The 26,678-nt window shown below is 71.7% G+C and carries 26 protein-coding genes; 14 read left to right on the top strand and 12 right to left on the bottom strand.

The features are described 5' to 3' along the window. The first annotated feature begins 46 nt into the window (after window positions 1-46). Window positions 47-706 (top strand): pirin family protein, encoded by a 660-nt coding sequence (locus ACWD0Y_RS19275; protein ID WP_450261536.1) that lies wholly within the window; start codon window positions 47-49, stop codon window positions 704-706. Window positions 707-713: 7 nt separating this feature from the next. Here the strand turns inward: ACWD0Y_RS19275 and ACWD0Y_RS19270 are convergent, their stop codons facing one another. Then, the gene (locus tag ACWD0Y_RS19270) at window positions 714-1,907 is read right to left on the bottom strand and encodes an Ig-like domain-containing protein (protein ID WP_450261535.1); all 1,194 of its coding nucleotides are present in this window, start codon (window positions 1,905-1,907) and stop codon (window positions 714-716) included. A gap of 197 nt (window positions 1,908-2,104) precedes the next feature. Between ACWD0Y_RS19270 and ACWD0Y_RS19265 the strand changes: the two genes are divergently transcribed. Genes ACWD0Y_RS19265 through ACWD0Y_RS19245 form a run of 5 tightly spaced genes read left to right on the top strand, consistent with a single transcriptional unit; the run spans window position 2,105 to window position 7,717 of the window. Beyond that, window positions 2,105-3,310 carry a lipid II:glycine glycyltransferase FemX gene (locus ACWD0Y_RS19265; RefSeq protein ID WP_450261534.1) on the top strand — a complete coding sequence of 402 codons (1,206 nt, stop codon included), beginning with the start codon at window positions 2,105-2,107 and terminating at the stop codon, window positions 3,308-3,310. Continuing rightward, entirely contained in the window at window positions 3,307-4,938 is a 1,632-nt protein-coding gene (gene murJ, locus ACWD0Y_RS19260; protein ID WP_450261533.1) for a murein biosynthesis integral membrane protein MurJ, read from the top strand. The genes ACWD0Y_RS19265 and murJ overlap by 4 nt, the downstream gene beginning before the upstream one ends. A gap of 57 nt (window positions 4,939-4,995) precedes the next feature. Then, window positions 4,996-5,682 (top strand): response regulator, encoded by a 687-nt coding sequence (locus ACWD0Y_RS19255; RefSeq protein WP_450261532.1) that lies wholly within the window; start codon window positions 4,996-4,998, stop codon window positions 5,680-5,682. Further along, complete coding sequence (locus ACWD0Y_RS19250) at window positions 5,676-7,202, top strand: ATP-binding protein (protein ID WP_450261531.1); 1,527 nt, start codon at window positions 5,676-5,678, stop codon at window positions 7,200-7,202. Before ACWD0Y_RS19255 ends, ACWD0Y_RS19250 begins: the two co-directional genes overlap by 7 nt. After that, window positions 7,199-7,717, top strand: a complete 519-nt coding sequence (locus ACWD0Y_RS19245; RefSeq protein WP_450261530.1) for a hypothetical protein — start codon at window positions 7,199-7,201, stop codon at window positions 7,715-7,717. The genes ACWD0Y_RS19250 and ACWD0Y_RS19245 overlap by 4 nt, the downstream gene beginning before the upstream one ends. Here the strand turns inward: ACWD0Y_RS19245 and ACWD0Y_RS19240 are convergent. Together ACWD0Y_RS19240 and ACWD0Y_RS19235 are read right to left on the bottom strand one after the other, a co-directional pair. Further along, complete coding sequence (locus tag ACWD0Y_RS19240) at window positions 7,714-8,538, bottom strand: serine hydrolase domain-containing protein (RefSeq protein ID WP_450261529.1); 825 nt, start codon at window positions 8,536-8,538, stop codon at window positions 7,714-7,716. The two genes, ACWD0Y_RS19245 and ACWD0Y_RS19240, sit on opposite strands and share 4 nt — an antisense overlap. A 19-nt stretch (window positions 8,539-8,557) precedes the next feature. Beyond that, window positions 8,558-9,067 carry a GNAT family N-acetyltransferase gene (locus ACWD0Y_RS19235; protein WP_450261528.1) on the bottom strand — a complete coding sequence of 170 codons (510 nt, stop codon included), beginning with the start codon at window positions 9,065-9,067 and terminating at the stop codon, window positions 8,558-8,560. An 86-nt stretch (window positions 9,068-9,153) separates the two neighbouring features. Between ACWD0Y_RS19235 and ACWD0Y_RS19230 the strand changes: the two genes are divergently transcribed. Next, the gene (locus ACWD0Y_RS19230; RefSeq protein ID WP_450261527.1) at window positions 9,154-9,609 is read left to right on the top strand and encodes a MerR family transcriptional regulator; all 456 of its coding nucleotides are present in this window, start codon (window positions 9,154-9,156) and stop codon (window positions 9,607-9,609) included. A 7-nt stretch (window positions 9,610-9,616) separates the two neighbouring features. Beyond that, window positions 9,617-10,633 (top strand): aldo/keto reductase, encoded by a 1,017-nt coding sequence (locus ACWD0Y_RS19225; RefSeq protein WP_450261526.1) that lies wholly within the window; start codon window positions 9,617-9,619, stop codon window positions 10,631-10,633. A gap of 75 nt (window positions 10,634-10,708) precedes the next feature. On the opposite strand, the gene ACWD0Y_RS19220 is transcribed toward ACWD0Y_RS19225, so the two are convergent. The 7 genes from ACWD0Y_RS19220 to ACWD0Y_RS19190 form a co-directional block, all read right to left on the bottom strand. Beyond that, complete coding sequence (locus ACWD0Y_RS19220; protein ID WP_450261525.1) at window positions 10,709-11,902, bottom strand: acyltransferase family protein; 1,194 nt, start codon at window positions 11,900-11,902, stop codon at window positions 10,709-10,711. Further along, the gene (locus ACWD0Y_RS19215) at window positions 11,902-12,924 is read right to left on the bottom strand and encodes an alpha/beta hydrolase (protein ID WP_450261524.1); all 1,023 of its coding nucleotides are present in this window, start codon (window positions 12,922-12,924) and stop codon (window positions 11,902-11,904) included. The genes ACWD0Y_RS19220 and ACWD0Y_RS19215 overlap by 1 nt, the downstream gene beginning before the upstream one ends. Window positions 12,925-13,100: 176 nt before the next feature. Further along, a complete protein-coding gene (locus ACWD0Y_RS19210) occupies window positions 13,101-13,775 on the bottom strand; it encodes a response regulator (RefSeq protein WP_450261523.1) in 675 nt (224 codons plus the stop codon). Next, window positions 13,772-15,103 carry a sensor histidine kinase gene (locus ACWD0Y_RS19205; protein ID WP_450261522.1) on the bottom strand — a complete coding sequence of 444 codons (1,332 nt, stop codon included), beginning with the start codon at window positions 15,101-15,103 and terminating at the stop codon, window positions 13,772-13,774. Before ACWD0Y_RS19205 ends, ACWD0Y_RS19210 begins: the two co-directional genes overlap by 4 nt. A gap of 86 nt (window positions 15,104-15,189) precedes the next feature. After that, window positions 15,190-16,083 carry a DUF4429 domain-containing protein gene (locus ACWD0Y_RS19200; RefSeq protein ID WP_450261521.1) on the bottom strand — a complete coding sequence of 298 codons (894 nt, stop codon included), beginning with the start codon at window positions 16,081-16,083 and terminating at the stop codon, window positions 15,190-15,192. A gap of 96 nt (window positions 16,084-16,179) precedes the next feature. After that, entirely contained in the window at window positions 16,180-17,391 is a 1,212-nt protein-coding gene (locus ACWD0Y_RS19195) for an alpha/beta hydrolase (protein ID WP_450261520.1), read from the bottom strand. An 86-nt stretch (window positions 17,392-17,477) separates the two neighbouring features. Then, window positions 17,478-18,161 carry a TetR family transcriptional regulator gene (locus ACWD0Y_RS19190; RefSeq protein WP_450261519.1) on the bottom strand — a complete coding sequence of 228 codons (684 nt, stop codon included), beginning with the start codon at window positions 18,159-18,161 and terminating at the stop codon, window positions 17,478-17,480. 115 nt (window positions 18,162-18,276) lie between these two features. Between ACWD0Y_RS19190 and ACWD0Y_RS19185 the strand changes: the two genes are divergently transcribed. The 3 genes from ACWD0Y_RS19185 to ACWD0Y_RS19175 all read left to right on the top strand — a co-directional run bounded on the left by ACWD0Y_RS19185 (window position 18,277) and on the right by ACWD0Y_RS19175 (window position 20,763). Beyond that, the gene (locus ACWD0Y_RS19185; protein WP_450261518.1) at window positions 18,277-19,884 is read left to right on the top strand and encodes an MFS transporter; all 1,608 of its coding nucleotides are present in this window, start codon (window positions 18,277-18,279) and stop codon (window positions 19,882-19,884) included. A gap of 170 nt (window positions 19,885-20,054) precedes the next feature. Next, on the top strand, window positions 20,055-20,417 hold the full coding sequence (locus ACWD0Y_RS19180) for a peptidase inhibitor family I36 protein (RefSeq protein ID WP_450261517.1): 363 nt from the start codon (window positions 20,055-20,057) through the stop codon (window positions 20,415-20,417). Between the two features lie 82 nt (window positions 20,418-20,499). Then, window positions 20,500-20,763, top strand: a complete 264-nt coding sequence (locus tag ACWD0Y_RS19175; protein ID WP_141662876.1) for a small hydrophobic protein — start codon at window positions 20,500-20,502, stop codon at window positions 20,761-20,763. 4 nt (window positions 20,764-20,767) lie between these two features. Here the strand turns inward: ACWD0Y_RS19175 and ACWD0Y_RS19170 are convergent, their stop codons facing one another. Then, window positions 20,768-21,583: a potassium channel family protein gene (locus ACWD0Y_RS19170; protein ID WP_450261516.1), complete on the bottom strand. Its 816-nt coding sequence runs from the start codon at window positions 21,581-21,583 to the stop codon at window positions 20,768-20,770. Window positions 21,584-21,657: 74 nt separating this feature from the next. Continuing rightward, a complete protein-coding gene (aceE, locus tag ACWD0Y_RS19165) occupies window positions 21,658-24,390 on the bottom strand; it encodes a pyruvate dehydrogenase (acetyl-transferring), homodimeric type (RefSeq protein WP_450261515.1) in 2,733 nt (910 codons plus the stop codon). A 408-nt stretch (window positions 24,391-24,798) separates the two neighbouring features. On the opposite strand from aceE, the gene ACWD0Y_RS19160 reads away from it, so the two are divergent. The 3 genes from ACWD0Y_RS19160 to ACWD0Y_RS19150 all read left to right on the top strand — a co-directional run bounded on the left by ACWD0Y_RS19160 (window position 24,799) and on the right by ACWD0Y_RS19150 (window position 26,573). Beyond that, window positions 24,799-25,239, top strand: a complete 441-nt coding sequence (locus tag ACWD0Y_RS19160; protein ID WP_093801018.1) for a DUF3052 domain-containing protein — start codon at window positions 24,799-24,801, stop codon at window positions 25,237-25,239. A gap of 138 nt (window positions 25,240-25,377) precedes the next feature. After that, window positions 25,378-25,872 (top strand): peroxiredoxin, encoded by a 495-nt coding sequence (locus ACWD0Y_RS19155; protein ID WP_450261514.1) that lies wholly within the window; start codon window positions 25,378-25,380, stop codon window positions 25,870-25,872. Window positions 25,873-25,997: 125 nt separating this feature from the next. Beyond that, a complete protein-coding gene (locus ACWD0Y_RS19150) occupies window positions 25,998-26,573 on the top strand; it encodes a TerD family protein (RefSeq protein WP_450261513.1) in 576 nt (191 codons plus the stop codon). The last annotated feature ends 105 nt before the right edge of the window (window positions 26,574-26,678 follow it).

Genomic DNA, 26,678 nt, shown 5'->3' with positions numbered 1-26,678 from the left:
CCTTATCGGAACCGCGGCCCGGCGGGCCGGGGCTACGGTGGTCCCTGTGATTTCTGTACGGCGCTCCGCGGACCGCTTCCGCGGGGGCGACGCCCCCGCCGGCATCGAGTCCCTCCACGCCTTCTCCTTCGGGCACTTCTACGACCCCGACCACCTCCGCTTCGGCGCGGTCCTCGCCTGCAACGAGGAGCGTCTCGCGCCCGGCGCCGGATTCGACGAGCACCCGCACAGCCACACCGAGATCGTGACGTGGGTGGTGGAGGGCGAGCTGACCCACCGCGACTCGGCCGGGCACTCCACCGTCGTACGCCCCGGGGACGTGCAGCGGCTCAGCTCGGGCGCCGGGGTCCGGCACGTGGAGCGCAACGACGGCGAGGGACCGCTGGTCTTCGTGCAGATGTGGCTGGCGCCGCGGGGCCCCGGCGGCGAACCCTCGTACGAGGTCGTGCGCGGCATCGCCGACGCCACGCCGTACGCCCTGCCGGCGGCCGGCGCGCTGCTGCACGTGCGGCGCCCCGGGGCCGGCGGGCGGACGGCGGTCCCGGACGCGCCGCTGGTGTACGTCCATGTCGTACGGGGCCGCTTCGGCCTCGGGGAGCACGAGCTGGGGCCCGGCGACGCGGCCCGGATCACCGGGGCGGACGGCCTGGAGCTGGTGGCGGCCGCCGCCCCCGCCGAGGTGCTGCTGTGGGAGATGAGCGGCTGACGGCGCGTCAGCCGCGCAGTGCGCTCTTGGCCTTCCACCGCTCCCAGGACACGTTCCACGCGCCGTAGCCGTTGCCCTCGGCGACCGTCCCCTTGGTGTCCGCGCCCTTGATCTCGAACGGGTCGCCCACCCGGACCCGGCCGTAGAAGTACGCCGCGTCGGAATCGCTCATGCCGATGCAGCCCGAGCTCATGTTGGCGTTGCCGAAGTGGGCGGCGTTCCAGGGCGCGGCGTGCGCGTACATCCCCGACCAGGTCAGACGCATCGAGTGGTCGACCATCTTGTCGTAGGCGTCGCCCAGGCCCACGGTCTCGGAGCGCATGTTGATGGTGCCCTCCTTCGCCATGAGTACGGCGGTGCCCTTCCAGGACCGCTTGTCGCCGCCGGGGGTGCCGCCGGAGACGGGGATCTCCCGCAGCTTCTTCCCGTCCCGTTCCAGGGTGAGCCGCTTGCGGTCGAGGTCGACCCGTACGACCTGGCGGGCGCCGACGGTGAAGCCGGTCCGGTAGTCGCGGACGAACCAGCCGCCGGCCCGTCCCGAGTCGGTGCCGTTGAGCTGCGCGTCGAGGGTGACCTCCGTACCCGCCTTCCAGTACTCCCGGGGGCGCCAGTCGGCGCGGTCCTTGCCGGAGTGGTCGCGGATCCAGCCCCAGGAGCCCTCGGTGCCGTTCGAGGTGGTGACCTTGAGCTGCTTCTCGACGTCGGCCTTGTGGGCGACCGGGTGGTCGAAGACGACCGACAGCGGCTGGCCGACGCCGACCGTGGTGTTCTTGCCCGGCGCCAGCGAGAGCTTGTTGACCCGGTCCGCGGCGGCGGTGGTGAACGACCTTCTGGCCGTGGCCTTCCGGCCGCCCCCGGAGCGGGTCTTCGCCTCCACCGTGTACGTCGTACCGGGCACCGCCTTGCGGTCCGACGTCCAGGACGCCTCCCCGGCCGCCTTCCGGCCGGTGAGCCGCTTGCCCGCGGCGTCGGTGACCGTCACGGAGGACAGCGTGCCGCCCTCCGCCCTGACCACGACCGGCTTCCCGGCGGCCGCGCCCTTGCCGTCCGGTGTCACGGTGACGACGGCCGGGCGGTCCTGGCCGCCGCCGGGTTTCGCGCCGGCCGGCGGCGAGACGCTTTCGGCGCCGGCCGAGCAGGCGCAGAGTGCGGCGCCCAGTACGACGGCCACGGCAGCCGAACGCGCACGTATATGACTCAAGGGAAGCCTCCGGAGAAAGGTGGGATGCCCGGACTCTAGGCCGCGGAAAACGCCGGAAACCGTCTCGGCGGCCATGTGACGGCGGTTGCAGGGAAACGGTCGTCGTCCGGTCACATTCGCCGTGCGGCACGATCACGGACGGCTGCGAATCTCCTGTCCGTCCCACCCACCGGGGGCGGAAAACGGAGGCTCACGTTGTGTCAGCGCTGCTTGTGACGGCGGCCGGTCGAGGCCAGGAAACACGGCTGGGGCCCGTCACCGCCGATACCTACCGCGCGTTCCTCGCGTCCCGCGCGGCGGAGCCCTCGGGCCCCAGCTTTCTGCAGTGCCCGTCCTGGGCCGGTGTCAAGGAGGGGTGGCAGCCCCGGCTGATCGGCTGGGGGCCCGGGGAGGGGCCCGGCGCTCCCGGCGCGCAGGGACTGACCGGGGTCGCGCTGGCCTTGCTCCGCCCCTTCCCCGGCACCCGCAAGTACTTCGCCTACCTGCCCGAAGGGCCGTACGCGAACTGGGACGATCCGGACCTGGACGGCTGGCTCACCCCGCTGCTGCACCATCTGCGGGCGGCCGGAGTCTTCGCCGTACGCATCGGTCCCTCGCCCGTCTTCCGCCGCTGGAACGCCGCCCGGCTCAAGTCGCTCACCGGCCCCGGCCGGCGCCTCCCGGACGTTCTCGCCTGCGAGGTCGACCCCCTCGGCACCGCCGTGTCCGAGCGACTGCGGGCGCGCGGCTGGCGCCGCTGCGGCGGCGACGGCCCCGGCGGCGAGGGCGACGGGGACGCCCAGCCGCGTCTCGTCTTCCACGTCCCGCTCGCCGGGCGCACCACCGACGACCTCTGGCGGGGGCTCAACCAGGAGTGGCGGCGCAACGTCCGCCGCGCGCAGAAGTCCGGCGTCGAGGTGGCCGTGGGAGGCGCCGCCGACCTCCCCGAGTTCTACCGGCTGCTGCGGATCACCGAGGAGCGCGACGGGTTCCGGCTCGGCCGCTCGCTCGCGTACTACCGGCAGCAGTACGAGACCCTCAACGCCGAGGAGCCGGGCCGGATGAAGCTCTACCTCGCCCGCCACCGGGGCGAGGTCCTCGCCGCCCACACGATGATCACGGTGGGCCGCCGGGTCTGGTACCAGACCGGGGCCTCCGCCGATCACCGGCGCGAGGTGCGCCCCTCCAACGCCCTGCAGTGGCGCATGATCCAGGACGCCCACGCACACGGCGCCGACGTCTACGACATGCGCGGGATACCCTCCACCCTCGATCCCGACGACCGCGGCCACGGGCTGCTGCGCTGGAAGCTCGGCACCGGCGGACAGGTCGTCGAAACACTGGGGGAGTGGGAAACACCGATGAGCGGCACTGCCAACCACACGCTGTACCGGGCCTTCCAGGCATACCTGGCCCGCCGGTGAGCGCCACGTCGCTCGCCGGGCGAGCGCCTTCGTCCGTGCTGCGCAGCGGAGCCCTCATGGCCGCGGGCTCGGTGGTCTCGCGCGCCACCGGTTTCATACGGTCCGCCGTCGTCGCGGCGGCCCTCGGCATCGGCCTGACCGCCGACGGCTACGCGGTCGGCAACTCCGTCCCCACCATCGTCTACATGCTGCTGCTCGGCGGCGCCCTCAACGCCGTCTTCGTACCGGAGCTGGTCAAGGCCGCCAAGGAGCACGAGGACGGCGGCGCCGCGTACACCGACCGGCTGCTCACCGTCTGCGTGGTGGCGCTGCTCGCGATCACCGCGGGCGCCGTCCTCGCGGCGCCCGCGATCGTCGGCGCGTACACCGACTACACGGGCGCGCAGGCCACCATGACGGTCGCCTTCGCCCGCTACTGCCTGCCGCAGATCTTCTTCCTCGGTCTGTTCACGCTGCTCGGCCAGATCCTCAACGCGCGCGGCCGGTTCGGCGCGATGATGTGGACGCCGGTCCTCAACAACGTCGTGGTCACAGCGGTCTTCGCGCTCTACCTCGTGACGGGCTCCCGGGGCGCCCTCACCCCGGCCGAGACCGCCCTGCTCGGCTGGGGCACCACGGCCGGCATCGCCGTCCAGGCCCTCGCGCTCCTCCCCGCCCTGCGCGCCGCCCGCTTCCGCTGGCGGCCCCGGTTCGACTGGCGGGGCAGCGGGCTGACGAGGCCGATGCGCGCGGCCGGCTGGCTGGTGCTGCTGGTCCTCACCAACCAGGCCGCGTACTGGGTCGTGACCCGGCTGGCCACGGCGGCGGGGCAGCGGGCGGTGGACCTCGGCATCGACGGCGCGGGCTTCAGCGCGTACAACAACGCCTACCTCCTGTGGGCCGTGCCGCACGGGATCGTGACGGTCTCGCTGGTCACCGCGCTGATGCCCCGGATGAGCGGGTCGGCGGCCGAAGGGGACGGGGCCGCCGTACGCCGCGACGTCTCGTACGCGCTGCGCACCAGCGCCGCCGCCGTCGTCCCGGCGGCCTGCGCGCTCCTCGTCCTGGCGCAGCCGGTGACGGCGGCCGTCTTCCAGCACGGCAGGACCGGCGCCGACGACATCGCGGTGATGGCCGGCATCCTGACGGCCTTCGCACCGGGCCTGATCGCCTTCTCCGGCCAGTACGTCCTCTCCCGCGCCTTCTACGCGCTGCGCGACACCCGCACCCCCTTCCTCCTCAATCTCCTGATCGCCGGGCTCAACGCGGGCCTGTCCACGGCCGCGTACCTGCTGCTGCCGGCGCGCTGGGCGGTCACCGGCATGGCCGGGGCGTACTCGCTGGCGCTCTTCGCGGGCTGGGCGCTCACCGCGTACACCCTGCACCGGCGGCTGCCCTCCGCCCGGACGACGGGACGCTCACCCGCTCTCGCCGCCCACGCCCGGCTGCTGGCGGCCGCGCTGCCCGCCGCGACGCTCGGCCACCTCGCGGCCGGCCGAGCCGCCGGGGCGGGAGCCGTGGTGGCGACGGCGGCGGGCGTGGCCGCGATCGTCGCGGTGTTCGCCGTGCTGGCAAGGCCCCTGCGCCTGACGGAAGTCGAGGCCCTGCTCTCGGGCGCGGCCCGGCGGCTGCGCCCGGCGAAGCGGTGAGCGGCCGGCCGTGAGCGCCGCGACGATCATCCGACGACCCCTTGGGATACTCCACAGATGCCACGCGTGCTCCTGATAGAAGACGATCCTTCCGTACGGGAAGGGGTCGAACTCGGGCTGCGGCGTCGCGGCCACGACGTACGGACCGCCGCCACCGGCGAGGACGGACTCGCCGCCCTCGCCGAGTTCCGGCCCGACCTGCTGCTGCTCGACCTGATGCTGCCCGGCATGAACGGCGTCCAGGTCTGCCGGAGGGTGCGTGAGAGCAGCCAGCTGCCGATCATCATGCTCACCGCCCGCGGCGACGACTTCGACGTCGTCATCGGTCTGGAGGCGGGCGCCGACGACTACATCGTCAAGCCGGCCCGCACCGAAGTGATCGAGGCCCGCATACGGGCGGTGCTGCGCCGCATCGAGGACCCGGGCGGCGCCCGGCCCGCCGTGGAGTTCCACGGCGAACTCGCCGTCGACCGGGCCGGGCTCACCGTCGCCAAGAACGGCGAACGCCTCGCCCTGGCCCCCTCCGAACTGAAACTGCTGCTCCACCTCTGCGCCTCCCCGGAACAGGTCTTCAGCAGGCAGCAGTTGCTGGAACACGTCTGGGAGCACAGTTACCACGGCGACGCGCGGCTCGTCGACGCGTGCGTACGGCGCCTGCGCAACAAGATCGAGGACGTCCCGGGCAGCCCCCGTTACATCCAGACCCTGCGCGGCTTCGGCTACCGCTTCGGACCGCTGTGCTGATCTCCGGGCTGCGGACGCGGCTCGTCCTCGCCTTCCTGCTCGTCGCCGCGGTCGGCTGCGGCACCACCGCCGCCCTCACCTACCGCGAGGCGCGCAACGCCATCCTGGAACAGGCGCAGGACACGGCCGTCTCGTCCTTCCGCGACCAGATCCAGGAACTCCAGGTCAACCTGCCGCCCAACAGCGAGCAGATGCAGGGAATGGTCCGCGGGCTCGCCCGGCAGGGGAAGCCCCGCAACTGGTGGGTGTACGTCGAGTACGGGTCGGTCCGGATCTCCTCCGGCACGAACCCCACCTCCACCGTCATCACGCCCGAGCTGCGCCGCCAGGCCCGGGGCACCCCGCACGGCAGCTTCCAGCGGGTCGTCAAGAACGGCGAGCCCTACCTGACCATGGTCGTGCCGGTCGTCTTCAAGACCGCCCAGACCGGCACGGGAGGCCGGACGGTACGGCCCACCGGACTCACCTTCTACGCCGTCATGCAGCTGACCGACGAGCAGGCCAACATCGACGCCATGGTCGTCGCCGCACGGGACGGCGCGCTGCCGGCGCTCGCGATCGCCCTGGTGCCCGCCCTCCTCGCCGCACGCAGTGTGCTGCGCCCGGTCCGCGACCTGCGGCAGGCGGCCCGCAGCCTCGGCCGGGGCCGGCTCGACACCCGTATCCCGGTCAAGGGCGGCGGGGAACTGTCCGAACTCGCCCGTACGTTCAACGAGTCCACCGCCGCGCTCGAACGCTCCGTGGACGAACTCCAGCGCGCCGAGGCCCGCGCCCGCCGTTTCGCCTCCGACGTCTCCCACGAACTGCGCACCCCGCTCGCCGGGATGCTCGCCGTCACCGAGCTGCTCGACGAGGACGCGGCCGGCTTGGACCCGGACACGGCCGCGGCGGTGCGTCTGATCAGCAGTGAGACGGACAAACTCGCCGTACTGGTCGAGGACTTGATGGAGATCTCCCGCTTCGACGCCCGCGCGGCCGAGCTGAACACCGACGAGGTCGACGCGGCCGAGACCATCCGCAGGACCCTCCAGAACCGGCACTGGACGGACCCGGCGCAGATCGTCCTCGATCTGCCCGACGGCATCCGCGTCCGGCTCGACCCCCGGCGTTTCGACGTCGTGGTCGCCAACCTCGTCGGCAACGCCCTGCGGCACGGCCGGCCGCCCGTCACCGTCAGGCTGAGCACCCGGACGGGCGAGCGGAACCCGGCCGCGGGAACGGCCGGGGCGGACGTGCCGGGCGGGGCGGACGTGCCGGGCGGGGCGGCCACGCACTGGCTCGTCACCGAGGTGGCCGACCGGGGCCCCGGCATCCCCGCGGACGTGCTGCCGCACGTCTTCGACCGCTTCTACAAGGCCGACCAGGCCCGTACCCGCTCGGCGGGCAGCGGCCTGGGACTCGCCATCACCCTGGAGAACGTACGGCTGCACGGCGGTACGGTCCGGGCCGCGAACGGCCCCGACGGCGGCGCCGTCTTCGCCGTCGAGATACCCCTCACCACGAGCGAGGTGACCGCGTGAGGCGGGTGCGCGCCGCCGCGGCGTGGGCGTCGGCGTCGCTGCTGCTCGCCGGGTGCGGGATCCAGGCCAGCGAAGTGGTCGAGGCGGGCGGCCCGGCCGTCGTCCCCGTCGTCCCCGACCAGTTGGAGAGGATGCTGCTCTTCTTCGCCGGACCGGACGGCAGGCCGGTCCCCGTGGCCAGGCCCCTCGACTGGGGGAACGGCCCCCCGCCGACCGCCAAGGCACTCGCCGCGCTGCTCGCCGGCCCCACGGAGGAGGAGCGGGCCGCCGGGCTCACCACCCGGCTGCCCGCCGACCCGAAGCCGGTCGAGGTGGTGCCGGCGGCCCGGGAGCACTCCGTACCGGGCGCGCCGGAGGCGGTCCAGGTCACGACCGCGTTCGCGGTGCGCTCACTCGACGCCACCGCCGTCCGGCAGCTGGTCTGCACGACGGCACACGCCGAGGACCCCGAGGGGCTGGTGGAAGTGGCTCTCACCGGCAGCGACGGCCCGCTGCCGGCCACCGGCTGCGTCTAGGCGGCGGCCGGGCCGAATTCGGCGAGCACGGCGTCCGTGAACTGCGGCCAGACCTCGACGGCCCACGGCCCGAACGCCCGGTCCGTCAGTGCCACGCACGCGATCCCCGCGTCCGGGTCCACCCACAGGAACGTACCGGACTGGCCGAAGTGTCCGAAGGTGCGCGGCGAGGACGAACCACCCGTCCAGTGCGGGGACTTGGAGTCGCGGATCTCGAAACCGAGGCCCCAGTCGTTCGGGTTCTGGTGGCCGTACCCGGGCAGTACGCCCTTCAGACCCGGGTGGACGACTGCGGTGGCCTCGGCGACCGTGCGCGCGTCGAGCAGGCGCGGGGCCTGGAGTTCGGCGGCGAACCGCGCCAGGTCGTCGACGGTCGAGACGCCGTCCTTGGCGGGCGAGCCGTCCAGCGACGTGGCCGTCATGCCCAGCGGCTCCAGCACCGCCTGGCGCAGGTACTCGGCGAAGGGAATGTCCGTCGCCTTCGCGATGTGGTCGCCGAGGACCTCGAAACCCGCGTTGGAGTAGAGCCTGCGCTCGCCGGGGGGCGCCATCACGCGGTGCTCGTCGAAGGCGAGGCCGCTGGTGTGGGCGAGGAGGTGGCGGACCGTGGACCCCTCGGGGCCGGCCGGCTCGTCGAGCTCGACGGCACCCTCCTCGTACGCGACGAGCGCGGCGTACGAGGCGAGCGGCTTGGTGACCGACGCCAGCGGGAAGCGGTGCGCGGTCGGGCCGTGCGCGGCGGCGACGGTGCCGTCCGCCCGTACGACGGCGGCCGCCGCGGTGGGTACCGGCCAGTTCTCGGTCATCGCCAGGCTCTGCATGGATACGAGCGTAAAGGCCCTAGAGGTTGAGCCGCATCGAGGGGTCGGGCTTGCGGACGAAGCCCAGCGAGGCGTAGAGGGGCTCCGCCTCCTCGGAGGCGTTGAGGTCGACGCTCACCACACCGCGCTCGCGGAACCAGTCCAGCAGCGCCTCCATGCACGCGCGGGCGTGGCCGCGGCGGCGCTGGTCCGGGTCGGTGGCGACGCTGAAGACGTGACCGACGGCGCCGTGCGGATTGCCGGAGCGTCCGATGCGGTACTCGACCGTACCGGCGGTGAGCGCGGCCAGGGCCCCCGGCCGGTCCGGGTGGTCGATGACGAAGGCGGCGAAGTTCCCGTCCGGGTCCGCCAGTTTCCCGCGCAGGGTGGGGAGGGAATCGGTGTGCCAGTCGGACGGGTGCGCCTCCCCGCCCGGGCGAAGTCGGGAGCTGGGGGGAGTGCCGGTGGGGAAGACCGAGTCGATCATCACTTGGCGCAGGCGGAGGACTTCCGCGGCGTCGGCGGCGTCGGCACGGCGTACGGGGCTCATGGGGACGGAGGCTAATGTGCACGGCCGGAAACTTCTTCAGGTTTACGGTTGCTTGGAGCGCACTCCAAGGTCCTAGCGTGGAGGCCATGACCGTGACGGAAACCGCACCCGCACGCACCGACATCTGCGTCGCGGCGCCCCGGGCGCACCCCCGCCCCGAAGGCCAGGACCACTACACGATCAGCGAGGTCGCGGCGCACACCGGGCTCACGGCGTACACCCTGCGCTGGTACGAGCGGATCGGCCTCATGCCGCACGTCGGCCGCTCGCACACCGGCCAGCGGCGGTTTCGCAACAGAGACCTGGACTGGCTCGCCTTCGTCGGCAAGCTGCGGCTGACCGGGATGCCGGTCGCGGACATGGTCAGGTACGCCGAACTGGTACGGGAGGGCGAGCACACCCTCGAAGCGCGCCAGGAGCTGCTGGAGGCCACCCGCAGGGACGTGCGCACGCGCATCGCCGAGCTCCACGGCACGCTCGCCGTACTGGACCACAAGATCGACTTTTACGCGGACGCCCGGCGGGCGTCGGAGAGGGCCTGAAACCCACATGAGCGACAGCAGGATCGAAAAAGTCCAGCTCGGCACCGGCGGACCGGAGGTCGGCGTACAGGGCCTGGGCTGCATGGGCATGAGCTTCGCGTACGGGCCCACGGACGCCGATGAGGCGCGGGCCACGCTGGAGCGGGCGCTGGAGCTCGGCATCACGCTGTACGACACGGCGGACGCGTACGCGGCCGGCGAGAACGAGAAGTTCCTGGCGCCGTTCTTCAGGGCGCACCGGGACGAGGTCGTCGTCGCGACGAAGTTCGCGCTGGCGATGGACCCCCACGACCCGGCGAAGCGGATCATCAACAACGACCCCGCCTACATCCGCCAGTGCATCGAGAACAGCCTCCGGCGCCTGGAGGTCGACGAGATCGACCTCTACTACATGCACCGGCGTGACGTGAACGTCCCCATCGAGGAGACGGTCGGCGTGATGGCCGAGCTCGTGCGCGAGGGCAAGGTCAAGCACCTCGGACTGAGCGAGGTCACCGGCAACGAGCTGCGGGCCGCGCAGGCCGTGCACCCGATCGCTGCCGTGCAGTCCGAGTGGTCGCTGTTCAGCCGCGACATCGAGGCGGGCGTCGTACCGGCGGCACGCGAACTCGGCGTCGCCCTGGTCCCGTACTCCCCGCTCGGCCGCGGCTTCCTCACCGGCTCCTTCACCAACGCCGAGAAGGACCTGACCGAAGACGACTTCCGCCGCAACCAGCCGCGCTTCAACGGCGACAACGCCGTCGCGAACGCCTCGCTGCTCGACCCGGTGCGCAAGCTCGCCGAGGGGCGCAACGCCACGCTCGGGCAGGTCGCGCTCGCCTGGGTGCAGCAGCAGGCGCAGGTGCACGGGCTCCCCGTCGTACCGATCCCGGGAACGCGCAGGCGCACCCGTGTCGAGGAGAACGCCGCCGCCACCCGGCTCCTGCTCACCGAGAGCGAGATGGAGCTGCTCGAACCGATCGCGGACCAGGTGGCCGGCGGCCGGTACGCGGACATGACGTTCACCTCCGCCGGGCGCGAGTAGCAAGGACGGGAGGGGCCGGCGGGATCCGCACCGGCCCCCGCTCCGGAGCCTCACGCCGGCCCCCGCTCCGGAGCCTCACGCCAGCCCCAGCGCGAACACCGCGAAGCCCGCCGCGAGCAGCCCCGCTGCCGCGCGGCGGGCCTTCGTCGTCCTCGTCCACGGCGTCTCGAACCCGCGCGCGTAACGCCCGATCAGGATCAGCAGCCCCGCGAACACCGGCAGCCACGCGGCCCTCGCCAGGACCCAGCCCAGCGAATCGGGCGCCGCCGTCAGGCCCGCGACCGTACCGAGGAACGAAGCCGGGACGGCCGCGGCGAGCATCGCCGTCTGGTGCCAGCACAGCACCGTCATCGCCGACAGGTTGATCACCACGACCGGGGCCCACAGCGCCGGCCTGCGCAGCAGCCTGCCGATGCGCTCGCGCAGCAGGATCGCGGCACCGCTCTGGGCCGCGGCGAGGGCGAGGACCAGCAGGGACGGCGGGTGCGAGTTGGTGCGGGCCTCACCCGGTACGCCGACCATCGACGCCGGGTAGTGGAAGACCAGCAGCAGCACGGCGAACAGGGCCGCACCGCCCGCCAGCAGCAGGGCGCCGCCGCGCCTGCCGATGCGCTTCTCGCCCCAGCAGACGCCGAGCTGGTACGCGAAGAGCCAGCCGGGGAGCAGGTTCAGCAGGCTCAGCCAGGACGGCACGGCGTCGGCGTACGGGCCGTAGCGCAGGAAGTCGACGACGGCGACGGAGCCGATGAGGGGCGCGGCGGCCCAGGCGCCCGCCGCGCGGGCGGCGCGGACGCAGTACGGGGTCAGGGCGGTCACCACCACATACACGCCCACGAACCACAGCGGCTGGATCACCAGCGTCGACCCGGTCCGCAGCGTCGCGCCCGGCACCCCCAGCGCGTACAGCACCGGGATCATCACCGCCCACACGGCGGTCACACCGAGCACGGGCCGGCCGAGCCGCGCGATCCGGCCGCGCAGCCACGCGCCGGTGGAGCCCCGGTGGCGGCGGTACGACAGGGCCGAGGCGTAGCCGCCGACCAGGAAGAAGATGCCCAGCATCTGGAGCACCCAGCTCACCGGCGCGAAGAAGCCGAAGGAGGAGAGCGGGCTGGCGTTGTGCAGGGCGCCGTCGCCGTCCAGGGTGAAACCGCCGAGCATCCAGTGGCCGGTGGGGACGGCGAGGAGGGCGAGCGCGCGCAGGCCGTCGACCGCGCGGTCGCGGTGGGCGGGGGTCCGCGCCTCGATCTTCGCTGCGAGGGCGCTCATCACAGTTCCCTCCCGAGGGTGATCGCGGCGAAGGCACGGAGGGACCGGGTGCCGGGGGCGAAGTAGCCGGTGTGTCCTTCGGCGTCACCGGCCGGGACGCGGCGGGCGCCGAAGGCGGGGGCGGTGGGGTCGGCGCCGTGGCCGAGACCGGCGAACTCGACGTTCGGGATGTCGTCGATCCAGTCGGACGGGCTCTTGGCGGCCCACACGCGGGCGTCCGTGCGCAGGTCGCCGACGTTCTTCGCGCGCATGCCGGGGGAGCCGAGGGCCACGACGTCGGAGGCGTCGAGGCGCGGGGCGGCCAGGCCGCACACCACCGAGCCGTAGCTGTGGCAGAAGAGGGCCGGATCCGGGGCGCCGGTCGCGTCGAGCCCGTCCGCCAGCCGTGCGAGACGGCCGGCGCCGGCCTCGGCGAGGTCACCGGTGGCGGCGTCCGGGCCCAGGCCGACGGGGGTGGTGTACCCGGCCCACGCGATCACGGCGGTGCGGTGGCCCTTCGTCGCGTCGCGCAGCGACTTGGCCATGCCGGCCGGAGTGCCGTAGGGGTCCTTCGTACGGTCGAAGGTACGGGCGTCCATGTCCGACCCGGGGACGACGACGGCCACGTGCTCCGCCGTGTCCAGATCGCCGTACACCTCGGCGGCCTGGCCGCGGCCGCGCGGGTCGAGGGCGAGGATCTGGCGGCCGGGGTCCGCGAGGCGGCCGAAGCCGTGGGCTTGCGCGGTACGGGAGTTGGCGGCGTAACGGAGCTTCACGGGGGCGCCGTCCAGGTTGCCGACGACGGTGGGGTGACGGCGGACGAGGTCCCGCTGCCGGCCGGGGGAGAGGGCCGCGAAGAACCGGGCGATCCGGGCGGGGGTGGTCGCGACCGGGTCGGGCAGCCCCTCGCGCTGCCAGGCGGCGCTGCCGGGGGGCGGGCCGGTGACGGGCTTCTGCGCGGTGCCGGAGGCCCAGCCGGCCGTGCCCGAAACGACGGTTGTCGCGAGAACGACCGCGATCAGGGTCCTCTTGCAGCGGCGCATGGGTGCCTCTTCTTCCTCTTCCGGCGGGTGACGGAGAGGAAGGTAGGAAGACGACGCCTGCGGGGGCGTCACACCGGAGAGCCAAGTCGGGGGTACTACCGGGGTACGGGGGGTGCCGGCGGCGTGCCGCTCCCGCAGGCCCCGGCACCCGGCGCGAAGCCCTCACCGGGGCACCGTCACGCCCCCGGCGAGACCAGCCCCGACTCGTACGCGAAGATCACCGCCTGCGCGCGGTCGCGCAGGTCCAGTTTGGCCAGGACGCGGCCGATGTGCGTCTTGACCGTCTGTTCGGCCAGGATCAGGTGGGCCGCGATCTCCCGGTTCGAGAGGCCCCGGGCGATCAGCTCCAGGACCTCCGTCTCGCGCGGCGTGAGCCCGTTGAGCCGCAGCGACGGGTCCTTCCGGGGCGCGGGCCGCAGCCGCGCGAAGTCCGCGATCAGGCGCCGCGTCACCGACGGCGCCAGCAGCGCCTCTCCGGCCGCCACCACCCGTACCGCCGAGATCAGGTCCGCCGGGGGCGCGTCCTTCAGCAGGAATCCGGATGCCCCGGCGCGCAGCGCCTCGTACACGTAGTCGTCCACGTCGAACGTGGTGAGCATCAGGACCTTCGGCCGGTGGACGACCCCGGCCGGCGGATCCAGCAGTTCGCGCGCCGCCGCCAGCCCGTCCATCTCCGGCATCCGGACGTCCATGAGGACCACGTCGGGGTGCGTGCTCCGGCTGACCTCGATCCCCTGCCGTCCGTCCGGCGCCTCGCCCACCACGTCGATGTCGCTCTGCGCCGACAGCAGCGCGGCGAACCCCGCCCGCACCATGGCCTGGTCGTCGACGATGATCACGCGGATGGTCATGGGGCGGTGGGATCCTTCGCGCCGAGAGGAAGCCGGGCGGCGACCCGGAAGCCGCCGTCGGGCAGCGGGCCCGTGTCGAGCGTGCCGCCGGTCAACCGTACGCGTTCACGCATCCCGACGAGGCCGTGTCCGCCCGCTCCGCCCGCCTCCACGGGCGAAGTCGGCCCGGCGGGCGGCCCGTTGACGACGAGGACGGTCAGGTCCGTGCCGTCCGAGGAGACCGAGACCCGGGTCGTGGCGCCCGGCGCGTGCCGTACGACGTTCGCCAGGGCCTCCTGCACGATGCGGTACGCCGAAAGGTCGACGGACTGCGGCAGCCGACGCGTGCCGGCGAGGTCCGCGGTGAGCGACAACTCGGCGGGCACCCCGGCCCGCACCGTCGCCTCGACGAGCTGCTGGAGCCGGTCGAGGCCGGGCTGCGGCCCCCGCTCGCCCGTCGTGTCCTCGCTGCGCAGCACCGACAGGAGCCGCCGCATCTCGGTCAGCGACTCCCGCGCGCTCGCGGCGATCGAGGCGAACTCCTCCCGTGCCTCGGGGGAGAGGCCGCCGACGCGGTACGGCGCGGAGTCCGCCTGTACGGTGATCACCGACATGTGGTGGGCCACGACGTCGTGCAACTCGCGGGCGATACGGGTGCGTTCCTCCAGCAGCGTGCGCCGGGACCGCTCCGCCTCGCTGATGGTCTCCTGCTCGACGAGCCGCCGCTGCGCGTCCCCGCGCTCGCGCAGCGCGCCGCCGATCACCAGGACGACCGCGCTGAGCACGACCAGCAGGACGTTCGTGCCGTCGCTCTCTTCGGGGAAGAACTGGCCGAGGACGAGGCCGGCCGCGCCGGTGACGATCCAGACACCGATGAGGGTCCGGCGCGTCTCGCGCAGCGCCAGCGCGAGCATCAGGAAGAGGTACGCGACGATGACGGGCGGCGTCCACGGCCAGATGCCGCTGCCGTCCGGACCGCCCAGGGCGAACAGCCCGCCGACGACATCGGCGGGCAGGATGATCCACCACGCCTGGAGCGGCCGGTGCGCGACCATCAGCAGCGGAACGGTCTGGGCGGCGGCGATGGCCCCGGCGAGACCGCCGGACACGGCGTAGTCGTGGGTGAGGACGGTGACGGTGACGGGGAGGAACGTGGCGACGAGGGCGAGCGCCACGGCGTACGGCAGCAGCCGTTGCCACCGCCGCGGGGCGTCGGCGAACAGGGGCGTCGGCGGGTGCGAGGGATGGGACACGGCGTGGGCGAGGGCGCGCAGGTTGCGGCGCCCGGCGCTGATCAGGCCGTCGGTGGGGGGCGGGGACGGGGGCCGGTGCGGGGAAGGTTCGGTCATGGCCCGGCCAGCGTAGGCAGGCGGCCCGCGTACGGGCGTCATACCGGGGGGTGCGAAGCGGTCTCGTACCCCGGTATGACGCCCGTCTACAGCTCCGCGAGCAGCTCCGCCTTCTTCGCGGTGAACTCCTCGTCGGTGACCAGGCCGGCTTGGTGCAGGTCGCCGAGGTGCCGTATCCGCTCGGCGATGTCGGCGGGGTCGCGCCGCCCGGAGACGTGGGCGGGCACGGGTTCGGCCGGTACCGCGTCCAGGGCGGCCGCGCTTCCGCTGCGTACCGCGCCGAGCACCGCCGCCGCGAACGGCAGGGACTCGTGCACCGGTCCGTAGCCGAGGCCGAAGACGACGGCCGCCGGGTCCTGGTCGGCCTGGGCCGGCTGCGGCGAGGCCGTGGTCATGGAGCCGGCGCGCCGCAGGAGCCGCAGGTAGCCGTCGAAGACGTCGGGGGAGCGCCACTCGACGCCGTTCAGCCCCTGGACGTGGAAGCTCTGGTCGCCGGCCTTCCATTTGGCGGAGGACGCGCCCGTCCAGAACCAGCGGAACGACACCTGCGACCCGTCGAAGGACGCCTTTCCGTCGTACGCCTTGAAGTGCAGCGGGGCCTGCGGGGCGGCCACCAGGAACTTCTCGGCGGGCAGCTTCGCGTCGGACCCGAGCAGGGCGCGCAGTTCGTCGGCGTAGTACTCGGCGAGGGTCTCGCGCTCGGCCGGCAGCACCAGCCGGTACGGGTCGGCGCCGTCCCGCAGTTGTCCGGCGGCGGCCTCCATCAGCGGGTCGGCACCCGGTCTCGGGATCGCGTGCAGGACGACTGTGCCGCGCTTGCCCGGCGTCAGGGTCACCGACGCCAGCGCCTCGTGCGGGATGCGTCGTTCGCCCAGCGCCTGGAACAGCTTCGGCGTGCGGATCCCCCGTTCGAAGCGGATGAGCACGGAGTCGTCCTCGAACTCCCAGGTGGCATGAATTCCGGCCAGCACATCACCCATGCGGCTCATCGTATGCGGCGCGCGCCCGCGCGTCGCCCCTCGGCGCCGGACGCAATGTCGGGGCCGTGCTCCGGTCGATACGAGGTTCTACGCGCGTCAGTTCGCTTCCGCACCGGAAATTCCGCTCCGGCAGGCCCCGTCACCGTCCGCGCAGCTGATGGTGGAGTACGAGCCGACACCTATCCCGGCGAAGTTGCTGAGACTTTCCGTCCCCGGCTCGAAATAGCCGGTGTGCCCGATCGCGCCGGACGCGGAGAAGACCCGCGCCCCGAACTCCGGCCTCACCGGGTCCGCGCCGTGGCCGAGCCCGCCGACCTCCAGGTACGGCACGTCCTGGATCCAGTCGTCGCGGTCCCGGGTGGCCCACACGCGGGCCCCGGTGCCGAGCTGCTTCGCGCTCTCGGCCCGCATGCCGGGGCTGCCCGCGACCGCGATGTCGGCGACCCGGGACGGCAGGGCGGGGGCGGCCACGCCGCACACCACCGAGCCGTAGCTGTGGCAGAAGAGCGACACCTCCGAGTCGCCGGGCAGGGCCCGCACGAGGGAGTCGAGCCGCCTGGAGCCGTCCCGGGCGTGCTTGCCGATGGCGGCGTCCATGCCGACACCGACGGGCGAGGTGTAGTCGGCCCAGGCGATGACGGCGGTACGGGTACGGGGCGCCGCGGCGCGCTCGGCGGCGTACAAGGACTTCGCCATGCCGACGGGCGCGGTGTACTTGCGGCGCGTCCGCTCGAAATTCACCACATTGGTGTCGACGCCGGGGACGACGACCGAGACCCGCTCGGCGCGTCCGAGGTCACCGAAGACCTCGGCGACCCGGCCGGAACCGTCGGGGTCGAAGGCGAGGATCTGCCGCCCCTCGCCCATCAGCGACTGGAAGCGGTGCATCCTGCGGTCCGCCGTCTGACGGCCCGCCAGGGTGAGCCGCTTGTCGCGCATGCGCTCCAGCTCGACCGCGCGGGCCTGGACGAGCGCCAGGCGGTTGGCCCGGTAGCGCAGGGTGAGCGGGACGCCGTTCAGGTTGCCGACGACGAACGGGTAGCGGTCGACCAGCCGGGCGCGCTGGGAGGCGGTGAGACCGGCGAAGAAACGGGCCAGCAGGCCGGGCGCGGATCCGGCCTCCGGGAGGTCGATGCCGTCGATGCCGTCCCGCGCCCAGGCGGCGAGCGATGCCGTACGGAGGTCGGAGTCGCCCTGGTGACGGCGTATCGCGGTCCACCCCGTGGTGGCCAGCAGCACGAACACCACGGCGAGAGCGAGCAGCGCGCGCCATGCGTTGAGGGTGGGGGAGGTGTCGAAGGAAGTCACTGCCGGCCACCCTAGGAGAAGCACGAGGCCCGCTGGGAAATCAGTGACACGGATCACGTTTCAAGACGGAAATGGCGGGGGCGCCATCACGCTGTGTGTGCGCCCGGCGTACGCGCCGGCGCGCGCCACTCCGCGGCGAGCGCCGGCCCGAGGTGGTCCAGGTAGAGCTCGGTCAGCGTCCTGATCGACTCCATGCTGGCGTCCTCGCCCTGCCCCCACAGCCGCCCCGCCACCCGCATGACGCCGGTGAACGCCGCCACGGCGACGCGCGGCCGCGGATCGGCGTCCAGGTCGAGCTCCTCGCGCTCGGCGACGATCCCGGCTATCCGCTCCTCCAGATCGGTGGAGCGGCGCAGATGGGCGGCGAGGAGGGCGGGCGTCGATTCGATCATCCGGTAGGTGCGCATGTGCAGCTCGACCGGGACGACGGCCTCGATCGCCTCGCCGATGGTGTTCCAGGAGCCGAGGACGGCATTGCGCATGGCGGCGAACGGGCCCTCCTCCGGGGGGCGCGTGAGCAGTTCCGCCACGAAGTGCGACTCCACCATCTCCTGAACGGCGAAAGCGACTTCCTCCTTGCTGGCGAAGTAGCGGAAGAAGGTGCGCTGGGAGACCTCGACGGCGTCGGCGATCTCGTCGACGGTCGTGTGCTCGTACCCCTGTGTGGTGAAGAGCTCCAGCGCGACCCGCAGCAGGGCGTCGCGGGTGCGCTGTTTCTTGCGCTCGCGCAGCCCCGTCGTCGACTCGATCGTCGCCTGCCGCTCGGTCATTCGAAGGTAGCCTCTTTCGCCTTTGTCCAGCTCAGGATACCTGTGAGCTACCTGACAGTTACCGGCGAGTGAATTCGTTTGTCAACTGTCAGTGACTGACATTAGCTTGGGCGGTATGACTAGTCAGACGACCATCGACAAGGCTCCGCCGCCGCAGGAACCCGCGGCGGGGCCGGCCAAGGGGCTCCGGGGACACCCTTGGCTGACGCTCTTCTCCGTGGCGATCGGCGTGATGATGGTCGCGCTCGACGGCACGATCGTCGCGATCGCCAACCCGGCCATTCAGAAGGACCTCGGCGCCACGCTCGCCGACGTCCAGTGGATCACCAATGGCTACCTGCTCGCCCTCGCCGTCGCCCTCATCACCGCGGGCAAGCTCGGCGACCGCTTCGGTCACCGCCAGACCTTCCTGATAGGCATCGCCGGTTTCGCCCTCGCCTCCGGGGCCATCGGTCTTTCCACCGAGATCGCCCTGGTCATCACCTTCCGGGTGCTCCAGGGCCTGTTCGGCGCGCTCCTCATGCCGGCCGCGCTCGGCCTGCTCCGCGCCACCTTCCCCGCCGAGAAGCTGAACATGGCCATCGGCATCTGGGGCATGGTCATCGGTGCTTCCACCGCGGGCGGCCCGATCGTCGGCGGCCTGCTCGTCGAGCACGTCAACTGGCAGTCCGTCTTCTTCATCAACGTCCCCGTCGGGATCGTCGCGCTGGTCTTCGGCCTGGTGATCCTCAAGGACCACCGCGCGGCCAACGCCCCGCGCTCCTTCGACATCCCCGGCATCGTGCTGCTCTCGGGCGCGATGTTCGCCGTCGTCTGGGGCATCATCAAGGCCGGCGAGTGGGGCTGGGACAGCCCCAGCACCTGGGCCTGGCTGGGAGCTTCCGTCGTCCTCTTCGCGGTCTTCGCCGTCTGGGAGACGAAGGTCGCCGAACCGCTCATCCCGCTCGCCATGTTCCGGTCCGTCCCGCTCTCGGCGGGCGTCGTCCTCATGGTCCTCATGGCCATCGCCTTCATGGGCGGCCTCTTCTTCGTGACGTTCTTCCTCCAGGGCGTGCACGGCATGAGCCCGGTCGACAGCGGTCTGCACCTGCTGCCGCTGACCGGCATGATGATCGTCTCCTCGCCGCTCGCGGGCGTGCTCATCACCAAGTTCGGCCCGCGGGTCCCGCTGGTCGGAGGCATGGTCGCCACCGCGGCCGCCATGTTCGGCATGACGACGCTCTCGGCCGACACGAGCACGTTCATGATGTCCCTCTGGTTCGGTCTCCTCGGCCTCGGTCTCGCGCCGGTCATGGTCGGAGCCACCGAGGTCATCGTCGGCAACGCCCCGATGGAGCTCTCCGGCGTCGCCGGCGGCCTCCAGCAGGCCGCCATGCAGGTCGGTGGCGCGCTCGGCACCGCGGTCCTCGGCGCGATCATGTCCTCGAAGGTCAGCGCCGACTTCGCGGGCAACTGGAAGGAGGCGGGCATCCCGATTCCGGCCGACCCCAAGCTGGAGGAAGCGGCCGAGTTCGCCTCCGTGCCGACCAAGGAGCTGGCCAAGGCGGGCCTGGAACCGCCCGTCATCGACAAGATCGGCGCCGTCATCCATGACACGTTCGTGTCGGGCATGCACCTCGCCTTCACCGTCGCGGGCGTCGTCGCGGTCGTGGCGGCGCTCGTCGCCACCCTGACCAAGCGCGGCGAGAACGCGGACGCGGCCGCGGGCAGCGCCCACATCTGACGTCCTCCGACGTCAACCCGGTACGTACGACAGCCCCGCCGGACGGGTCCGGCGGGGCTGTCGCCTATCCGGGTGGAACAGCCCCCGGCACCTTCCGCCACCCCGTTCCCGCAGCTCAGGGTGGGAGCGACTGATCCACACCACACGGGGGGCCGATTCCGATGTTCCACATGCGTACGACCGTCCTCGCGGCCGGAGTCCTGGCCGCCACCGCACTGCTGCCGCAGACCACCCACGCCGCGCCGCCCCGCCTCGGGGCCTGTGCGACCGGGGAGCTCTGCCTCTGGGCGAAGCCGGACTTCAAGGGCGGGCGCCAGGCCCACGAACTGTCCGGCATCGACATCGAGAGCTGCGTCCCCCTGCCGGCCGGCACCGACGCCCAGGCCCTCGCCAACCGCACCGGCCGGCCCGTCACGACGTACCAGTCCGGGGAGTGCGAGGAGACGGGGGAGTTCGAGACCTATCCGGGGGGCGGGACCTGGGTGCCGCAGTCGCCGTACCGGGTGCGGGCCTTCAAGGTCTGGGAGAACTGAGGGGGATGCCCGCCGGAAAGCGGGGCAACTGGTCGTCAAGCCCGGATCACACGAATTCCAGGGCACGACTCAGGGAGTGACCATGGCGAGCAACAGCCGTACGCACAGCCCGTCCAACACCAGCGCCCTCAGCTGGGTCTCGCTCATCTGCGGCATCATCGGCTTCTTCACCCTCGGCATCATCCTCGGCCCGATCGCGCTGATCACCGGCTGGATCGCGATGGGCAAGCGCTTCAACAGCGGCAATGTGCCGGCCATGATCGGCTTCATTCTCGGTGCGGTCATCACCGTCCTCGCGGTCATCGCGCTGATAGGCGGTGCGGCCGTCTACGGCATGTCGATCTGACGCGCTACGCCGGACGCCGTGGCGCCGGGGCCGTCCCCACGGACGGCCCCTCGCGCATGCCGGGGGCCGGGACCGCCGGCCCTGCCGCCCCCGCGGCCCCCGACGTCAGCTCCGAGACCTGCGCCCGCAGCGCCCGCACCTCCTCCGTGAGCAGCTCGATCGCGGCCGTCTGACGGCGCTCCTCGGCGTCGTCCCGGTCGAAGCGGGAGATGAACCACGCCGCGATGTTCGCGGTGACGACACCGAGCAGCGCGATGCCCGAGAGCATCAGGCCCACCGCCAGCACCCGGCCGAGTCCTGTCGTGGGGGAGTGGTCGCCGTATCCGACGGTCGTCATCGTCGTGAACGACCACCACACCGCGTCACCCAGTGTCTTGATGTTCCCGCCGGGGGCGTCCCGCTCGACCTCCAGCACGGCCAGCGAGCCGAACATCAGCAGGCCGATCACCGCGCCCCCGACGTACGTCGTGAGCTGGACCTGGGGAGCCGTCCTGGCCCGCCGGCCGACCAGCAGCAGCGTGGAGACGAGCCGGAGCAACTGGAGCGGGCGCAGCAGCGGCAGCACCACCGCGAGCAGGTCCAGCGGGTGGCGGCGGACGAACGACCACTTGCCGGGCGACAGCGACAGCCGCACGACGTAGTCCAGGGCGAACGCGCCCCAGACCGTCCACTCGGTCACCAGACAGATCCGGCGCACCGCGTCGCCCGCGTCCGGCGCGACGATCGGTACCGCGTACGCGAGGGCGAAAGCCACCGCCAGCCCCAGCAGGGGCCCCTGTGTGCGCTCTTCCCACCGGGTCTGCGCTGTCTGCACCTTCATGCCCCGAATGGTAGGGAACGACGAACGGGCGGCGGAGCCCGCAGGCCCCGCCGCCCGTTCGTGCCCTGTGGACGTTACGCGTCGCCGCCGGCCGCACCGGGGTCGGCCGCGGTCACGTCGAGCAGCTGGTAGCGGTCGACCGCCTGCTTCAGCGCGGAGCGGTCGATCCTGCCCTCCTTGGCGAGCTCGGTGAGCACCGCCAGGACGATCGACTGCGCGTCGATGTGGAAGTAGCGGCGCGCCGCACCCCGTGTGTCGGCGAAGCCGAAGCCGTCCGCGCCGAGCGAGGAGTACGTGCCCGGGACCCAGCGCGAGATCTGGTCCGGAACCGAACGCATCCAGTCCGAGACGGCCACGAACGGGCCCTGCGCGCCGGAGAGCTTCTCCGTCACGTACGGCACGCGCTGCTCCTCCTCGGGGTGGAGCAGGTTGTGCTCCTCCACCGAGACCGCGTCGCGGCGCAGCTCGTTCCAGGAGGTCGCGGACCAGACGTCGGCCCTGACGTTCCACTCCTCGGCGAGGATCCGCTGGGCCTCGACCGCCCACGGCACCGCCACACCGGAGGCCATGATCTGGGCCGGAAGCTCGCCCTTCTCGCCCTCCTTGAAGCGGTAGATGCCCTTGAGGATGCCGTCGGTGTCGACGTTCTCGGGCTCCGCCGGGTGCTGGATCGGCTCGTTGTAGACGGTCAGGTAGTAGAAGACGTCCTCGGCGTTCTCGCCGTACATCCGCTTCAGGCCGTCCTGGACGATGTGCGCGATCTCGTACCCGAACGCCGGGTCGTACGCGACACAGGCCGGGTTCGTCGAGGCGAGCAGCTGCGAGTGGCCGTCCGCGTGCTGGAGGCCCTCACCGGTCAGAGTCGTACGACCGGCGGTCGCGCCCAGGACGAATCCGCGCGCGAGCTGGTCGGCCATCTGCCAGAACTGGTCGCCGGTCCGCTGGAAACCGAACATCGAGTAGAAGACGTAGACCGGGATCAGCGGCTCGCCGTGCGTGGCGTACGCCGAACCCGCGGCGATCAGCGACGCGGTGCAGCCGGCCTCGGAGATGCCGTCGTGCAGCATCTGCCCGGTGGGCGACTCCTTGTACGCGAGCAGCAGCTCACGGTCGACCGCCTCGTACTGCTGGCCCAGCGGGTTGTAGATCTTCGCGCTCGGGAAGAACGCGTCCATGCCGAAGGTGCGGTACTCGTCGGGCGCGATCAGCACGAAACGCTTGCCGATCTCCTTGTCCCGCATGAGGTCCTTCAGGACGCGCACGAACGCCATCGTCGTGGCGATCGACTGCTGACCCGACCCCTTCTTCGCGGCCGCGTACGTCTTCTCGGCCGGCAGCGGCAGCGGCTTGGCCCGGACGACACGGGTCGGTACGTACCCGCCCAGCGCGTTGCGCCGGTCGTGCATGTACTGGATCTCCTCCGAGTCGCGGCCCGGGTGGTAGTACGGCGGGTAGCCCTCGTCCAGCTGCTTGTCCGTGATCGGGATGTGCAGCCGGTCGCGGAAGCGCTTCAGGTCCTCGACCGTCAGCTTCTTCATCTGGTGGGTCGCGTTGCGGCCCTCGAAGTTCGGCCCCAGGGTCCAGCCCTTGACGGTCTGGGCGAGGATGACGGTCGGCTGGCCCTTGTGGGCCTTGGCCGCCGCGTACGCCGCGTACACCTTCTTGTGGTCGTGACCGCCGCGTCCCAGGTGCAGGATCTGGTCGTCGGTCATGTTCTCGACCATGGCCCGCAGGCGGTGGTCGTCACCGAAGAAGTGGTTGCGGATGTACGCGCCGGTCTCCGTCGCGTACGTCTGGAACTGGCCGTCGGGGGTCGTGTTCAGCTTGTTGACCAGCACGCCGTCGCGGTCCTGCGCGAGCAGCGGGTCCCAGCTCCGGTCCCAGACCAGCTTGATGACGTTCCAGCCGGCGCCCCGGAACTGCGACTCCAGCTCCTGGATGACCTTGCCGTTGCCGCGCACCGGGCCGTCGAGGCGCTGGAGGTTGCAGTTGACGACGAAGGTCAGGTTGTCCAGGCCCTCGCGGGCGGCGATGGACAGCTGGCCGAGCGACTCGGGCTCGTCCATCTCGCCGTCGCCGAGGTACGCCCAGACGTGCGACTTGGAGGTGTCGGCGATGCCGCGCGCCTCCATGTAGCGGTTCATCCGCGCCTGGTAGATCGCGCCGAGGGGGCCGAGGCCCATCGACACGGTCGGGAACTCCCAGAAGTCCGGCATGAGCCGCGGGTGGGGGTACGACGACAGACCGTTCGGGGCCTTCGACTTCTCCTGGCGGAAGGCGTCGAGCTGTGCCTCGCTCAGCCGGTCGAGCAGGAACGCGCGGGCGTAGATGCCGGGCGACGCGTGCCCCTGGAAGAAGATCTGGTCGCCGCCGTCGCCCTCGTCCTTGCCGCGGAAGAAGTGGTTGAAGCCCACGTCGTAGAGCGAGGCGGAGGAGGCGAACGTGGCGATGTGACCGCCCACGCCGATACCGGGGCGCTGCGCACGGGACACCATCACGGCCGCGTTCCAGCGGGTCGCGTTGAGGACCTTGCGCTCGATCTCCTCGTTGCCGGGGAAGAACGGCTCGTCCTTGGTGGCGATGGTGTTGACGTAGTCCGTGCTGCGCATCTCGGGGACCGCCACGCGCTTCTCCCGCGCGCGCTCGATCAGACGGAGCATCAGGTAGCGGGCGCGCTCACGGCCCCGCTCGTCGACGGCGGCGTCGAGGGAGTCCAGCCATTCCTGGGTCTCTTCAGGATCGAAGTCCGGGACCTGGCTCGGAAGGCCGCCAATGATGATCGGATTGCGATCGGATCCGGAAGCCACGCTGTTCCTTCGCTGGTTGGGTCTTGAGAGGTGTCGCGCCGCATCCATCGTGTACCCCGGAATCGCAAACGTCATCTTTACCGAGGGGTAACCATCGCTCGGCGAGAAGTGCGGCACCGGCCGAGGACGGATCCGGCCGAATCGCAACCCTACGCCCGACACGTTGATGCATTCCGTAAGGCCGTTCGGGACCGATTGGCCTACCGAAGCCACGGAAGCCGTCAAACGTGGTCGAATGGTGTGGGATGAATCACGAAGAGGGCTCAGGAGGTGTCCCCAGGCCCATCCTTTGGGCGGGATCGGGGGCGGGGTACTTGCGAGATTCGTCCTGCACGTGTGGACTACGGCCAATGCCCCGCGCACGCGCGGGCCCGAAGCATTTTCCAAAACATGATCAGGAGGCAATCCGTGAGCGCGACCGCGGACCACGCGGAGGAGCGGACCAACCTTGCCGCGAGGCTGGGTTTCCAGCCCGAGCAGGTGGTCCAGGAGATCGGCTTCGACGACGATGTCGATCAGGAGCTCCGCGAGGCCATCGAGGAACTCATTGGCACCGAACTCGTCGACGAGGACTACGACGATGTGGCTGACGCCGTCGTGCTGTGGTTCCGAGACGAGGACGGGGATCTGACGGACGCGCTGGTCGACGCTACGCAGCTGATCGACGAAGGCGCCCCCGTCTGGCTGATGACGCCGAAGACAGGCCGCGAAGGCTATGTCGAGCCGAGCGACATCAATGAAGCCGCGCAGACCGCGGGTCTGTCTCAGACCAAGAGCGTCAACGCGGGCAAGGACTGGACCGGCAGCAGGCTGGTTACCCCGAAGGCGGCGAAGTCCGGCAAGCGCTGAGCGAAGAACCGACGCAGACGACCGGCCACCGTCACCGGACGCAGCCAGGGCCCCCGCCGACCTCGGTCGGCGGGGGCCCTTTGCGTAGGGTGGAGCCCCGGAACGGGCTGAGGGACGGACTGAGGGGGCGACGCTTCCATGGCGGCAGAGGTGGGCACCAAGGCCCCGGATTTCGAGCTGAAGGACAACCACGGCCGGACCGTGAGGCTCTCCGGCTTCTGGGTCCCGGACGGCCCGGACGGTCCGGGTGACGACGGCGGGGCCAGGAACGTGGTGCTGCTCTTCTACCCGTTCGCCTTCACCGGCGTCTGCACGGGCGAGCTGCGCGCGCTCCGCGACGAGCTGCCGAAGTTCGTCAACGACGACGTACAGCTGCTCGCCGTGTCCACCGACTCCATCCACACCCTGCGGGTCTACGCCGAGCAGGAGGACATCGAGTACCCGCTCCTGTCGGACTTCTGGCCGCACGGCGAGGTCTCGCGCGCGTACGGCGTCTTCGACGAGGACAAGGGCTGCGCGGTGCGCGGCACCTTCGTCATCGACAAGCGGGGCGTGGTGCGCTGGACCGTGGTGAACGGCCTGCCCGACGCGCGCGACCTGAACGACTACCTCAAGGCCCTCGACGCTCTCTGACGTACCCGAGAAATCGGGGTTCCGGGCATGCTGCGCGGGGGAACCGGTCACTAGGATCGACTCGTTGATCCGATACCAGCGCATTACGGGGGTCCCTCGGCCCCTCGACACATATGGGAGGACTCGTGGGAGTCAGCCTCAGCAAGGGCGGCAACGTCTCGCTGACCAAGGCCGCCCCCAACCTGACCGCGGTCATCGTCGGTCTGGGCTGGGACGCTCGTACCACCACCGGGGGTGACTTCGACCTCGACGCCAGCGCTCTGCTGACCAACGCGGAGGGCAAGGTCACCAACGACTCGAACTTCGTCTTCTTCAACAACCTCAAGAGCCCCGACGGCTCGGTCGAGCACCTCGGTGACAACACCACCGGTGAGGGCGAGGGCGACGACGAGGTCATCAAGGTGAACCTGGCCGGCGTGCCGGCCGACGTCGCCAAGATCGTTTTCCCGGTCTCGATCTACGAGGCCGAGGCCAGGCAGCAGAGCTTCGGCCAGGTGCGCAACGCGTACATCCGCGTCGTGAACCAGGCCGACAACACCGAGCTGGCGCGCTACGACCTGAGCGAGGACGCCTCGACGGAGACCGCGATGGTCTTCGGCGAGCTGTACCGCAACGGGGCGGAGTGGAAGTTCCGGGCCATCGGTCAGGGGTATGCCTCGGGCCTGCGCGGCATCGCGCAGGACTTCGGCGTCAACGTCTGAGCGGGACCCCCTTCACGTCCGGCGTCGCACGTGCACGTGTCTCCGGCATCGTCGACGAGCACGACGCCGTGCACCCCGGCGCGTACCCGGGCGCGCTGCGGGACG

Source organism: Streptomyces altiplanensis, assembly GCF_053591575.1.
Note: the sequence above shows the minus strand (reverse complement) of the source record. Positions and strands in the feature narration are given on the sequence as shown.

Coding starts and splice junctions, on each gene's coding strand:
- ACWD0Y_RS19215 (WP_450261524.1), bottom strand. CDS start 12,924: ATGCGCCGCTGCAAGAGGACCCTGATCGCGGTCGTTCTCGCGACAACC.
- ACWD0Y_RS19155 (WP_450261514.1), top strand. CDS start 25,378: ATGGCGGCAGAGGTGGGCACCAAGGCCCCGGATTTCGAGCTGAAGGAC.
- ACWD0Y_RS19230 (WP_450261527.1), top strand. CDS start 9,154: ATGACCGTGACGGAAACCGCACCCGCACGCACCGACATCTGCGTCGCG.
- ACWD0Y_RS19170 (WP_450261516.1), bottom strand. CDS start 21,583: ATGAAGGTGCAGACAGCGCAGACCCGGTGGGAAGAGCGCACACAGGGG.
- ACWD0Y_RS19235 (WP_450261528.1), bottom strand. CDS start 9,067: ATGAGCCCCGTACGCCGTGCCGACGCCGCCGACGCCGCGGAAGTCCTC.
- ACWD0Y_RS19210 (WP_450261523.1), bottom strand. CDS start 13,775: ATGACCATCCGCGTGATCATCGTCGACGACCAGGCCATGGTGCGGGCG.
- ACWD0Y_RS19180 (WP_450261517.1), top strand. CDS start 20,055: ATGCGTACGACCGTCCTCGCGGCCGGAGTCCTGGCCGCCACCGCACTG.
- ACWD0Y_RS19190 (WP_450261519.1), bottom strand. CDS start 18,161: ATGACCGAGCGGCAGGCGACGATCGAGTCGACGACGGGGCTGCGCGAG.
- ACWD0Y_RS19205 (WP_450261522.1), bottom strand. CDS start 15,103: ATGACCGAACCTTCCCCGCACCGGCCCCCGTCCCCGCCCCCCACCGAC.
- ACWD0Y_RS19220 (WP_450261525.1), bottom strand. CDS start 11,902: ATGAGCGCCCTCGCAGCGAAGATCGAGGCGCGGACCCCCGCCCACCGC.
- ACWD0Y_RS19185 (WP_450261518.1), top strand. CDS start 18,277: ATGACTAGTCAGACGACCATCGACAAGGCTCCGCCGCCGCAGGAACCC.
- ACWD0Y_RS19225 (WP_450261526.1), top strand. CDS start 9,617: ATGAGCGACAGCAGGATCGAAAAAGTCCAGCTCGGCACCGGCGGACCG.
- ACWD0Y_RS19255 (WP_450261532.1), top strand. CDS start 4,996: ATGCCACGCGTGCTCCTGATAGAAGACGATCCTTCCGTACGGGAAGGG.
- ACWD0Y_RS19175 (WP_141662876.1), top strand. CDS start 20,500: ATGGCGAGCAACAGCCGTACGCACAGCCCGTCCAACACCAGCGCCCTC.
- ACWD0Y_RS19240 (WP_450261529.1), bottom strand. CDS start 8,538: ATGCAGAGCCTGGCGATGACCGAGAACTGGCCGGTACCCACCGCGGCG.
- ACWD0Y_RS19200 (WP_450261521.1), bottom strand. CDS start 16,083: ATGGGTGATGTGCTGGCCGGAATTCATGCCACCTGGGAGTTCGAGGAC.